Consider the following 13600-nt stretch of genomic DNA (forward strand, 5'->3'; position numbering starts at 1 on the left):
ATCGGGTCGGGCGCTTCATTCGCGGAAAGCGCGGGCGCGGACCCGTTCAAGGGGTTGCAAAAGGTAGTCGATCACCCGACGGCGACCCGCGAGAATGTCGATCTCGGCGGTCATGCCCGGGATAATGCGGGCTTGTTCGCCATCGGCATCATAAAGTGCGCCTTCGGTACGAACGACAATCAAGAAGACCTCCGCTTCATCGCGCTCACTGCGTTTGACCGCATCGGCCCCGATCCGCAAGATGCGCCCGTCCAGAGCCCCGTAGCGTGTAAAATCATAGGCGGTGAGCTTGACACGGACCGGTTGGTCGGGGCGCAGGAAGGCAATATCCTGCGGCAAGACATAGGCCTCGACCAAGAGCGCGTCATCAATTGGCACGATCTCGACCACATCTTCACCCGCGCGGACTGCTCCCCCGAGGGTGCGTCGGTGCAGTCGGTTCACGATCCCCGCGACCGGCGCGCGCAGGACCGCCCGCGCCGCCATGCTTTCCAATGCGGGCAAGGATGGCCGCAAAACGGCAAGTTCGGCGGTGGCATCGGCCAGTTCGCGCAGGGCCTCTGCGGCAAAACGGCTGCGGGCGGCGGCGATGGTGTCCTCGACTTCTGAAAGCGCTGTCTCAAGTCGCGCCAGCGCCGCCTCAGCCCCGGCAATGCGACCATCGATCTCTTCCTCCTGGCGGCGCAGGGTCAGCAGCGTTGTCTGCGGCTCCACGCCCCGTTCCACAAGGGGGGCGATGATCGCCCGTTCCTCGGTGAGGATGTCGCGGGTCCGGCTGGCGGTGCGGATCTCGGTCCGGGCTTCAACCTGTTCCTGGCGGCGCTGTTCGCGGCGGCGCTCCAGCACCCCGATCTCGGAGGTAAGCGCCGCGGCCCGTCCGGCATGCAGCGCGCGTTCGCTGACCACCAGTTCGGGCGCTGCCGTCTCGAGATCAGCCGGGAACACCGGAACTCGCCCGTCGATCTCGGCTGACAGCCGTTCGATCCGGGCCTGAAGGGCGATGGCGCGCTGGGTCTCCCGGTCAAGCTGGCTGGTCTGAACCAAGGCGTCCAGTTCGACCAAAGGGGTTCCAGCCTCGACCAGGTCACCTTCGTCGACAAAAACCGAACGGATGACCCCGGCCTCGGCCGCCTGCACCCGCTGGACATCACCCGCCGGCACAATACGGCCAGGTGCCCGGGTCACGTCATCGATCTCGGTCGCCCAGGCCCAGATGAAGATCGCCGCGATCACCGCGAAGATGGTGAACAGAAGGGCGGAGGCGCGTAAAGGCGTGCGCCCGCGCAACTCATAGACCAGCCGGTCAAGATCGCGATCTGCGCTCATGCCCCGCCCCCCGAAGCCTGACGCCGGATCACCAGACTTTTCGGCCCGTCGGCGATGACCTTTCCTCCGTCGATAACGATCACCCGGTCCACGAGGTCCAGCAGGCTGGTGCGGTGGGTGATCAGGACGAGCGTCCTGCTATCGAGCACCGACTTGAGTCGCGCGATCAGCGCCGCCTCCGACTGGATGTCCATTGCGGCTGTGGGTTCGTCCAGCACCAGGATTGGCGGGTCCCCCATGAGGGCACGCGCGAGCGCCACGGCTTGACGCTGTCCGCCCGATAGGCCCTGGCCGCGCTCGCCAAGCCGCATGTCGTAACCTTCCGGATGGCGGGCCGCGAAGGCCTCGACCCCAGCCAGGCGGGCGGCCTCGAGGATCTCGTCATCCCGGGGGCGCACCGCGCCAAAGGCGATATTCTCACGCAGGGTTCCAGACAGAAGCCATGGCTCCTGCAGCACTGCACCTGTATTGCGCCTGAGGTCCGTTGGGTCGATTTGGCGGATGTCTATCCCGTCGGCCAGCACCGCGCCCTCGGTGGGCTGGTAGAGGCCGAGGAGCAGCCGGGCGACGGTGCTCTTACCCGAGCCGATGGGGCCAAGGATCGCCACCCGCTCGCCCGGTGCGATGTCGAAACTGACATCGTCCAGCGCAGCGCCCTGCTGATCTGGATAGGCAAAGCTGACCCCGTCGAAACTGATCTCGCCTGACAGCCGGGGACGCGAGAGGAACTGGCGCCCTGCGGGATGTTCGCCGGGGGCCTGCATCAGCATCTCAATGCTACGGTACGAGCTGCGTGCCTGGTGCAGCCGCGTCAGCGTCTGGGAGATCAGGGCGAGTGGGGCCAGCGCGCGCCCGGTCAGGATAACCGCTGCAATCAGCACGCCCGAGGTGATCTGGCCTGACACGACCAGCAGCGCGCCATAGACCACGATCAGGATTTGCGACGACTGCTGGACAAAGCCGGTGGCGTTGATGGCGCCTTGTGTCACGGCGCGGCTCTTGACGGCATAGCTGGATTGGCGTCGGATCGCCTCGGCCCAGCGAACGCGCATCTGTAGGCCCGCGCCGGCGGCCTTGATCGTCTCGATGCCGGTCAGGGTCTCGACCAGAACGGTCTGCTTCATTTGTCCTTCTGAGAGTACGCGGTCGGCGAGTCGGCCCAGGATCGGCTGGACCGCCACCCCGATCAGCAAGACCAGCGGCACGGTGATCGCGGGTACGATGGCGAGCGGCCCCGCAAGCAGGTAGATCGCACCGACGAAGATGACCACGAAGGGCAGGTCCACCAGCGCCACCATGGTGGCCGAGGTGAAGAAGTCGCGCAGGCTCTCGAACTCCCGCATGGTGGCGGAGACCGCCCCGACGGAGCCTTTGCGCGCGGCCATCTCGGTCTCGATCAGATGATCAAAGACCCGCTGGCCCATATCGAGATCGGCCCGCTTGCCCGCATGGTCGATGAAACCCGCACGCAGGGTCTTCAGGACCAGGTCAAAGACCAGCGCGACCGCAACGCCGATCGTCAGGGCAAACAGTGAGTCCGTTGCAGCCGATGGCAGGATCCGGTCATACACCACCATGGTGAAGAGCGACGTGACGAGGGCGAGGCTGTTGATGATCGTCGCGGCCAGCCCGACCTGGATATAGGCCCAGCGGTTTGCGGAGATCGCGTCGCGGAACCAGTGGCCGCGCACACCGGCTTCGCGTTCATCCGTTGCACGACGATGTTCAGGGCGCAGGACCAGAACATGGCCGGTCAGGTCACGCTCCAGCTCTGCCACGGGAACATCGATCAGCGCCTCGCCGGAGCGCGGGTCATGGATGGCGGCCGTCTCGCCCTCGCGCCGGTGCAAAACCACCGCACCGCTCGATTTGGTCAGGAGGATCGCGGGCATCAAACCTGCGTCGATCTGCGCCAGCGGGTAGTGCCCGAAGGCCGCCTGTAGCCCGGCCTGTTCTGCAGCCGCAATTGCAGCGCGGACCTCGCCGGTGATTCCTGACTGCCGCGGGCCAGAAAGTGCATCATGCAAGGCCCCGACGGTCAGCGGCCTGCCATGATGCGCGGCCACATGCAGAACGCAGCGCTCCAGCGCGGTGGACACCGCTTGAGCCGGTGACGCAGAGACGACCTCCAACCCGCTCATTGGCTTGCCTGACCGGAGATCGTCGGCGTTGGCAGGGTCACAGCAAACACATCCAATATATCGCCGGTGGCGGCCAGAATTGCATAGCCCAGGACCGCCCGGTCATGCTCGGCCAGGATGCGCTGACGTTCCGAGGCCAGCGCCTCGCGTTCGGCGTCCAGCAGTTCGATCAGGCTGCGGCGGCCTGCCTGGAACTGATCACGCGCCATCTCGAGGTTGGCCCGGTTCGCCTCGGTCGCGGCACGCGCCGCGGCCAGCCGGTCCGCAACCGCGCCCCGTTCCGCCGTCAGGATACGCAACCGGCTCTCCAACTCCCGGCGGGTGGCGTCGAGATCCACACGGCGGGCGTCGATCCGCGCATCGGCGGCAGCCACGCGGGCAGTGCGGCCTCGGGCGGGGGAGAGGAGTTGTTCCGATGCGAGACCAGCTACCGCTGATCCCCCCGGGATTGCAGAGACACTCACCGACAGGCTCGGCACCCGACCGGCCAGTGCGGCTGTGTGCTCGGCTTCAGCTGCCAGAACCTCCGCCTCGGCCCGGCGCAGGGTGGGGCTGCCCTCGGCCCCGGCCTCTGGCGCACGTGGCGCTTGTGGCGGCAGCGACAGGCCTGGCGTAGGCGCTTGTCCGAAGACCTCGATGAAGATTGCGTCGGCCCGGGTCACCTCGGAGCGGGCAGCAACGACCGCCGCGCGCTCGTTGGCCAGCCGGCTACGGGCAGTCAGCGCGTCCACGCTGGAGCCCAACCCCGCCGACGACCGTTCCTCGATTTGCGCCGTCGTCGCCTCCAGAGAAGCAAGAGAGGTCTCGGACACCCGCAGGAGCGCCCCGGCGGTCGCTACCCCGGCCCAGGCCTCGACCGACGAGAGTGTGGCGCGGGATCCTGCATCAAGGCGTCCGGCAAGACCGCCGAGCACACGCGCCCGGGCTGCCGTCTCGCGCCCCGCGCTTGCGCCGCCATCATAGAGGAGCTGCGAGATCGCGCCGAAGGAGGTCACGCCGAACCCACTTGTATCCTCCGGTCGCAAGCCAACAGTGATCTGCGGCAGGAAAGCACCACCTTCGGCCAATAGATTGGCCTCAGCCGCGCGCAGGGCCGCCTCTCCGCGCCCGAGTGTCGGGCTGCTCGTCACTGCCTGCGCCACGGCCTTGCCGAATACCCCGTCTGCAAGGCTTGCGGGCAGCCGCGCCTCGCGGGTGACGACGGCGGTTTCCAACGCGGTCAGGTCCGGCGGGGTCACGCAGGCCGTCAGCAGCGTGGCTGCTAGGATCGTGGCGGTCAGGGGCGGTCTCATGTTTGGGAAAGTCCTGGGAATGGCAGCGGCACCACGTCTGCGGAGGTGTCCGCAGCAAGGGCCGTGAGAAAGCTTGATCCGGCTACGGCGCGCTTGCGAGGGGGGAGTGGCGGAGGTTTTGCAGAGGATGCGGTGGTCATGTGCGCCTCGGCCTTCGCCATCCAGGACAGATGCGCCAGGGAGACGAGACCGGCGTGCAGAAGCGCCAGCGCCCCGGCCCTGTACAGAGTGAGGACAGCGTTCTCCGTAAGACGCCCTGCCGCAGCCGCATCGACCGTGAGGAGATGGTCCTCCCCATCAAGTGGGGTGAGCAGGTCGTGATGGCGCAAAGCGGTAGCTGTGTGGACGGTCGCGGGCAGCGATTCAGCATGCGTCTTCAGGAGACCGGATATCTTGGCCGTCTCGGCCGACAGCGCAGCGGCGTTACCTTCCGCGAATAGCGGCGTTCCACCGGGGCCTTGCATCACAAGGTCACTCGCGTCATGCAGCGCCAGCGCGTGTCCGCCCCCCAACTCCACCAGATCGAAAGGCCAAGCCGCCAGGCGCGGGGGCAGCCAGGCCGCCTGCCACCGACCATCGCTCCCGATGAAGGCGGACCTGCCCGATGGCGAACGTCGCAGGAGGACATGCAGGGCATAGCCTTGTCCTACCGGTACGAACACCAGAGGGAAACAGGAAGCGGCCGAAAACGCCTCAGTCAGCGCGATAGGAACAGACCGCAACGCGCCCGCAAACGCGTAGCGCTCCGGTCGGTGCCAAGACCATTGCCCATGACGGTCCCATCTGATGGGCTGGGCTGTTCCTCCGATCTCCAGCATCTCGGATCAGAGGATGACGTGTGACGGCACAAGCTCGTCCGGCCGGATATCCTCGAGGATCATCACCGTGTCCGCATCAAAGGTGATACGGGTGTCGTGGCCCCCAGGACCCTCGGGGGCGAGTAACGCCGCGAAGTCCGCGAAATCTTCCAGCCCAAAGTCGGAAACGTCCAGCCGGTCTCCCTCGCCACCGTCAAAGTCCAGGATGGTGGTGGTGCCGTCCAGATTGCGGAGTGTGAAGGTATCGGCGCCTGCACCACCCGAAAGCCGGTCAATGCCACCGCTGCTGATCAGCGCATCATCTCCAACGCCGGCAAAAATGATGTCATTCGCCCTCACCCCCGTCAGGCTGTCATCGCCAAGGGTGCCAACCTCGGTCGCCACGCCGCTGAAATCGGCGCCGAACAGCACAAAGCTCGCGCCGGAGCGGAACCCGTTCGGGCCGTCGCCATTGGCCCCGACGATCAGATCGTCAAACCCGTCGCCGTTCACATCGCCCGCAGAGCTGACAGAGCGGCCAGAGCGGTCATACTCCGACACGCCGTTGATCACGATGCCGCCGATGCCCGCCTCGATGGCGGACAGCTCAACCGCCGTCCCATCCGTCTTGCCGAACACCACAAAGCTCGCACCGGATGAGGTGCCATTCGGGTCGTCGTAAGGTGCCCCGACGATCAGGTCGTCAAACCCGTCGCCGTTCACATCCCCAGCAGAGCTGACAGAGACGCCCGACCTGTCATACTCCGACACGCCGTTGATCACGAAGCCGCCGGTGGCCGCCTCAACATCAGACAGCTCGACCGCCGTCCCATCCGTCTTGCCGAACACCACAAAGCTCGCGCCAGAACGATCGCCGTTCGGGTCGTCGTTATCGGCGCCGACGATCAGGTCATCAAGCCCGTCGCCGTTCACATCCCCCGCCGAGCTGACAGAGTAGCCAGAGCGGTCACCCGCCGAGACACCGTTGATCACGAAGCCGCCAGTGCCCGCCTCTATGGCGGACAGCTCCACCGCCGTCCCATCCGTCTTGCCGAACACCACAAAGCTCGCGCCGGATGAGGTGCCATTCGGGTCGTCGTTACGGGCTCCGACGATCAGGTCATCAAACCCGTCGCCGTTCACATCGCCCGCCGAGCTGACAGAAAAGCCAGAGAAGTCATAAATCGACACGCCGTTGATCACAAAGCCGCCGGTGCCTACTTCAACCGCCGACAGCTCCACCGCCGCCCCATCGGTCTTGCCAAACACCACAAAGCTCGCGCCGGAGTCGTTGTTGAGGTTCGGGTCGGCAAAACGGGCTCCGATGATTAGGTCATCAAACCCGTCGCCGTTCACATCGCCCGCTGAGCTGACTGAGCGACCTGATAGGTCACCCTCCGACACGCCGTTGATCACGAAGCCGCCGGTGCCCGCCTCCACAGCCGACAGCTCCACCGCCGTCCCATCCGTCTTGCCGAACACCACAAAGCTCGCGCCAGAGTTGCTGCCGTTCGGGTCGTCGCCACCGGTTCCGACGATCAGGTCGTCAAACCCGTCGCCGTTCACATCGCCCGCCGAGCTGACTGAGCGACCTGATAGATCATCCACCGACACGCCGTTGATCACGAAGCCGCCGGTGCCCGCCTCAACAGCTGACAGCTCCACCGCCGTCTCATCCGTCTTGCCAAACACCACAAAGCTCGCGCCGGATGAGCTGCCGTTCGGGTCGTCGTAAGGGACCCCGACGATCAGGTCGTCAAACCCGTCGCCGTTCACATCGCCCGCCGAGCTGACAGAATAGCCAGAGCGGTCACCCGCCGAGACACCGTTGATCACGAAGCCGCCAGTGCCCGCCTCGATGACAGTGAGATCGATGGAAGCGATTGGACGGTTTCCTGCAATCGTCACCCCTTCGGCGACCTGCAGTGTGGCATGGCCGTTGGTATAGACCGCGTAGGTCGCATCGCCATCGGTGATGTCCGTCCGCTGGCCCCAGTCACTACCGGCCAGCGTCACCGTATCAGTATCAGTACCGAGGATACGCAGCGTGTTGGCCCCTTCAGCCAGGCGGAACAACTCGAGAGGCGATATCACCAGCTCGTTGCCGAGGCCGTTCAAGTCGATCTCCTCGATTGATGTGAGCGAGGTGTTGTCAAGCGCGTCCAGATCAAGCACTAGGCCCTTGCCCGTCAGCCTGAGCGTGTCACGGCCCGTACCGCCATCGATCCGGTCAAAATCCAGATCGGCGATGGAGAGCACGTCATCGCCTGCGCCACCGCGCAGCACATCGGACCCTCCCGCGCCCTCCAGCGTGTCGTTGCCCGTCCCGCCGATCAGCACATCGCCTGCTCCCGTCCCCGTCAGGTCGTCGCTCCCAGCGGTCCCGAACGGGGTCGCAGCGCCACTGAAATCTCGCCCGAACACCACGAAACTCGCGCCGGAATTAAACCCATTGGGGCCGTCATCAGGTGCCCCCACGATCAGGTCATCAAACCCGTCGCCATCCACATCCCCAGCAGAGCTGACCGAAAAGCCCGAATTGTCAAACGCTGAGATCCCATTAAGTACGAAGCCACCCGTGCCCGCCTCAATGGTGCTGAGCTCCACCGCCGTCCCATCCGTCTTGCCGAACACCACAAAGCTCGCGCCGGATGAGCTGCCGTTCGGGTCGTCGTTTCTGGCTCCGATGATCAGGTCGTCAAACCCGTCGCCGTTCACATCGCCCGCTGAGCTGACAGAGTAGCCAGAGCGATCACCCGCCGAGACACCGTTGATCACGAAGCCGCCAATGCCCGCCCCAACAACCGCAAGCTCGACGGCCGACCTGTCGCTCTTGCCGAACACCACAAAGCTCGTGCCAGAATTTGACCCGTTTCGGTCATCGTCAGGTGCCCCGACGATCAGATCGTCAAACCCGTCGCCATTCACATCTCCGGCAGAACTGACCGAGTGGCCTAATTCGTCTCCCTCTGAGGGTCCATTGATCGCGAAGCCGCCCGTGCCAGACATGACAGTCGACAGCTCAACCGTCGCCCCATCGATTTTGCCGAACAACACGAAGCTCGAACCGGACCAGTTCCCGTTCGGGTCTGCACCAGGTGCTCCGACGATCAGGTCGTCCAAGCTGTCGCCGTTCACATCTCCAGCAGAACTGACCGACCAGCCGGTGCGGTCATCCGCCGCGACTCCGTTGATCGCGAAACCGCCCAGCCCCAACTCCAGAGACGAAAGCTCCACCGCCGACCCGTTGCTCTTGCCGAATACCACAAAGCTTGCGCCAGAATAGGATCCGTTCGGGTCGTCGTATGGTGAACCGACAATCAGATCGTCCAACCCGTCGCCGTTCACATCCCCCGCAGAACTGACCGAAAAGCCCGAAAGATCACCGGCCGAGACCCCATTGATCACAAATCCGCCCGATCCCGCCTCGATAGTCGAAAGCTCCACCGCCGACCCGTTGCTCTTGCCGAACACTACGAAGCTCGCGCCAGAACTGGGCCCATTCGGGGCGTCGTCAGGTGCACCCACGATCAGGTCGTCCAACCCGTCGCCGTTCACATCACCCGCAGAGCTGACTGAACGGCCCGAGAGATCACCGGCCGAGACCCCGTTGATCACGAAGCCACCCTTGCCCGCCTCGACATCAGACAGCTCCACCGCAGTCCCGTTGCTCTTCCCGAACACTACAAAACTCGCGCCAGAAGAGGGTCCGTTCGGGTCGTCAAAACGCGCCCCCACGATCAGGTCGTCGAGCCCGTCGCCGTTCACATCCCCCGCAGAACTGACAGAGCTGCCCGAGCGGTCGTCCACCGAGACCCCGTTGATCACGAAACCGCCCCTACCCGCCTCCATCGCGGTGAGCTCGATGGGAGCGATTGGAAAGTTTCCGGCAACCGTCACCCCTTCGGCGACCTGCAGTGTGGCATGGCCGTTGGTATAGACCGCGTAGGTCGCATCGCCATCGGTGAGATCAGTCCGCTGGCCCCAGTCACTACCAGCCAGAGCCACTGCATCTGCAGACGTCCCCAGCACCCGCAGCGTATTGGTTCCCTCAACCAGACGAAACAACTCCAGAGGCGATATCACCAGCCCGTTGGCACCGCCATTCAGGTCGATCACCTCGATCGAGGTGAGAGAGGTGTTGTCCAGAACGTGTAGGTCCAGCGTCAGGCCCGTGCCCGTCAGCTTGAGCGTGTCACGGCCCGTACCGCCATCGATCCGGTCAAAACCAAGATCGGCGATGGATAGCACATCATCGCCCGCGCCACCGCGCAGCACATCGAACCCACCCGCGCCCTCCAGCGTGTCGTTACCCGTACCGCCGACCAGCACGTCGCGTGCTGCTGTCCCTGCTAGGCTGTCATCTCCCACCGAGCCAATCTCAGTCGCAGCATTGCTGAAGTCGCCGCCAAAGACCACGAAACTCGCGCCTGGGTTTGCTCCATACGGGCCGCCGCGATAAGCTCCCACGATCAGGTCATCAAACCCGTCGCCGTTCACGTCCCCCGCGGAGCTGACCGAGCGGCCCGACCTATTAGCAAATGACGCCCCGTTGATCACAAAGCCGCCCGATCCCGCCTCGATGGTGCTGAGCTCAACCACCGACCCGTCGCTCTTGCCATACACCACGAAGCTCGCGCCAGAACTGGGCCCATTCGGGGTGTCGTCAGGTGCCCCCACGATCAGGTCGTCGAGCCCGTCGCCGTTCACATCCCCCGCGGAACTGACAGAAAAGCCCGAGTTGTCAAACGGCGATATCCCATTGATCACGAAGCCGCCCGTGCCCGCCTCGATGGCGCTGACCTCGACCGTCGCCGCGTTGCTCTTGCCGAACACCACAAAGCTCGCGCCAGAATTTGACCCGTTTGGGTCGTCGTCAGGTGCCCCCACGATCAGGTCATCGAGGCCGTCGCCGTTCACATCGCCCGCAGAACTGACTGACCAGCCCAAATTATCGTAGGTCGACGCCCCATTTATCCTAAAGCCACCCGTGCTCGCCTGGACAGCCGAAAGCTCCACAGCTGACCCATCGCTCTTACCGAACACCACGAAGCTCGCTCCGGAAGGCCCCCACACGTTCGGGTTGCCGCGATAGGCTCCCACGATCAGGTCGTCCAACCCGTCGCCGTTCACATCACCCGCAGAACTAACGGAGAGGCCCGACTTGTCATAGGACGCAATGCCGTTGATGACGAAGCCGCCTGCGCCAGCCTCGACAGATGAAAGCTCCACCGCCGACCCGTCGCTCTTGCCAAACACCACGAAGCTTGCTCCGGAAGAGCGCCCATTCGGGTCGTCGTACGGAGAACCGACGATCAGATCGTCCAATCCGTCGCCGTTCACATCCCCCGCAGAACTGACAGAAAAGCCCGACTCGTCATAGGATGCGACCCCGTTGATCACAAAGCCACCCGTGCCCGCCTCGACCTTCGAAAGTTCAACCACCGAACCGTCCCTCTTGCCGAACAACACGAAGCTCGCGCCAGAATTTGATCCATTCGGGTCGTCTCCAGGCGCCCCCACGATCAGGTCGTCCAATCCGTCGCCGTTCACATCCCCCGCAGAACTGACAGACCAGCCCGAGAAGTCAAACGCTGAGACCCCGTTGATCACGAAGCCCCCGCTGGCCGCCTCCACGTCAGACAGCGCTACAGCCGATCCACCAGTCTTCCCGAACACTACAAAGCTCGCGCCAGAATAGGATCCATTCGGGTCGTCAAAACGCGCCCCCACGATCAGGTCGTCGAGCCCGTCGCCGTTCACATCGCCCGCTGAGCTGACAGAGCTGCCCGAGCGGTCGTCCACCGAGACCCCGTTGATCACGAAACCGCCGGTACCCGCCTCGATCGCGGACAGCGAAATGGCGGCGTCGTTCACGCCCGTGATCGTCACCGTCACCACCTGCGTCGTCCCGTCCGCCGTTGCGGCCGTGAAGCTGTCCGTCAGTGCCTCGCCCTCTGCCAGCGACTGGATTGCCGCTTGGGTATTATCCGCTGCATAACGCCAGGTCCCGTTGATCCCGAGCGTGAATGCCCCATGGCCGTTCGTGCCCGCAATAGCTGTTTGCGCTACGAACACCGCTTCACCCATATCAGCATCCGAGACGGTGAGGGTGCCAGAGGCGGTCAGGCTGCCCGCGATCACGTCCGCGTCCTTGGACACATCGTCGGTCGTGTCGCCGCCGATCGCGGCAGCATCATTGGCGCCGGTGATAATCACCGTCACCACCTGCTCAGTTCCGTCCGCCGTTGCGGCCGTGAAGCTGTCCGTCAGCGCCTCGCCCTCTGCCAGCGACTGGATCGCCATCAAGCTATTATCGGCCGTGTAGCTCCACGCCCCGTCCGTCCCGAGCGTAAACACACCATAGCCGTTCGACCCGGCCGCGTCCGTCTGCGCCGTGAACGCCGTTTCATCCGTATCAACGTCCGAGACGGTGAGGGCGCCAGAGGCGGTCAGGCTGCCCGCGGTCACGCCCGCGTCCTCGATCAAATCGCCGGTCGTGTCGCCACCGATCACCGCGCCATCGTTCACTCCCGTGATCGTCACCGTCACCACCTGCGTCGTCCCGTCTGCCGTCACCGCCGTGAAGCTGTCCGTTAGCGCCTCGCCGAGACCAAGCGTCTGGATCGCCGCCTGGCTGTTATCCGCCGAATAGTTCCAGACCCCGTTGGAACCAAGCATGAAGACGCCATGGCCGTTCGTGCCCGCAATAGCTGTTTGCGCCACGAATACCGCGTCACTCGTATCAACGTCCGAGACGGTGAGGGCGCCAGAGGCGGTCAGGCTGCCCGCGGTCACGTCCGCGTCCTCGATCAAATCGCCGGTCGTGTCGCCACCGATCACCGCGCCATCGTTCACTCCCGTGATCGTCACCGTCACCACCTGCGTCGTCCCGTCTGCCGTCACCGCCGTGAAGCTGTCTGTTAGCGCCTCGCCAAGCCCAAGCGCCTGGATCGGCGCTTGGACGTTGTCCGCCGCATAACTCCAGGACCCGTCCGTCCCGAGCTGGAACGCGCCGTAACCGTTCGACCCGGCCGTGCCCGTCTGCGCCACGAACACCGCCTCGCCTGCGTCCGCATCCGACACCGACAGCGTCCCCGACGCTGTCAGGTCGCCACCAGTCACGTGCGCGTCCTCAGTCACGGCACCACTAGTGGTGCCGCCGATCACCGCCCCACTGACGACTACAACCACATCGGAAGCGACCTCAAACGTTGCGTTGCCGTTGGTGTAAACCGCATAGGTCACGTTTCCCTCGGAAATGTCCGCCCCTTGGCTCCAGATACTGCCGGACAGCGTGACTGCATCATCGCTCTCGCCTATAACCCGCAAGGTGTTCGCACCCTCCGCCAGTCGGAACAGTTCGAGTGGGGAAAGCGTCAGCGCATTACCCCCGCCGTTTAGGTCGATCGCTTCGATTGACTTGAGCGATGTGTTGTCGAGCGCGCCCAGATCCAGCGTCAGGCCGATGCCTGTCAGCTTCAGCGTGTCGCGGCCATTCCCGCCGTCAACCCGGTCGAACCCCAGATCGACGATGGAGATCATGTCATCACCCGCGCCGCCGCGCAAGACATCGGCCCCGCCAGCACCCTCCAGCGTGTCGTTGCCGGTGCCGCCGATCAGCACGTCGCGCGCCGAGGCCCCGGTCAGCACGTCATTGCCAACCGTGCCGATCTCAGTCGCAGCCCCGGTGAAATCTCTGCCAAACACCACGAAGCTCGTGCCGGATAAGCTGTTGCCGTTCGGGTCGTCGCCATTGGCCCCGATGATCAGGTCGTCAAACCCGTCGCCGTTCACATCGCCCGCCGAGCTGACAGAATAGCCAGAGCGGTCATCCACCGACACGCCGTTGATCACGAAGCCGCCGGTGCCCGCCTCAACAGCTGACAGCTCCACCGCCGTTCCATCCGTCTTGCCAAACACCACAAAGCTCGCGCCGGATGAGCTGCCGTTCGGGTCGTCGTAAGGGACCCCGACGATCAGGTCGTCAAACCCGTCGCCGTTCACATCGCCCGCCGAGCTGACAGAATAGCCAGAGCGGTCA

Annotated in this window: 5 protein-coding genes; all 5 read right to left on the reverse strand. The window is 64.6% G+C overall.

What is annotated here, in order from left to right; genetic code table 11:
• Positions 1–15: 15 nt before the first annotated feature.
• A complete protein-coding gene (locus M3N55_RS12410; protein WP_249059543.1) occupies positions 16–1326 on the reverse strand; it encodes an HlyD family type I secretion periplasmic adaptor subunit in 1311 nt (436 codons plus the stop codon).
• Positions 1323–3467 carry a type I secretion system permease/ATPase gene (locus tag M3N55_RS12415; protein ID WP_249059545.1) on the reverse strand — a complete coding sequence of 715 codons (2145 nt, stop codon included), beginning with the start codon at positions 3465–3467 and terminating at the stop codon, positions 1323–1325. The genes M3N55_RS12410 and M3N55_RS12415 overlap by 4 nt, the downstream gene beginning before the upstream one ends.
• Positions 3464–4759 carry a TolC family protein gene (locus M3N55_RS12420; RefSeq protein WP_249059554.1) on the reverse strand — a complete coding sequence of 432 codons (1296 nt, stop codon included), beginning with the start codon at positions 4757–4759 and terminating at the stop codon, positions 3464–3466. Before M3N55_RS12420 ends, M3N55_RS12415 begins: the two co-directional genes overlap by 4 nt.
• Positions 4756–5577 carry a SapC family protein gene (locus M3N55_RS16865; protein ID WP_428982649.1) on the reverse strand — a complete coding sequence of 274 codons (822 nt, stop codon included), beginning with the start codon at positions 5575–5577 and terminating at the stop codon, positions 4756–4758. The genes M3N55_RS12420 and M3N55_RS16865 overlap by 4 nt, the downstream gene beginning before the upstream one ends.
• Positions 5578–5583: 6 nt before the next feature.
• Positions 5584–13600, reverse strand: an 8017-nt coding sequence (locus tag M3N55_RS12425) for a VCBS domain-containing protein (protein ID WP_283163961.1), incomplete at its 5' end; no start/stop codon positions are given.

It is taken from the genome of Roseinatronobacter domitianus (assembly GCF_023336755.1).
GTDB lineage: Bacteria > Pseudomonadota > Alphaproteobacteria > Rhodobacterales > Rhodobacteraceae > Roseinatronobacter > Roseinatronobacter domitianus.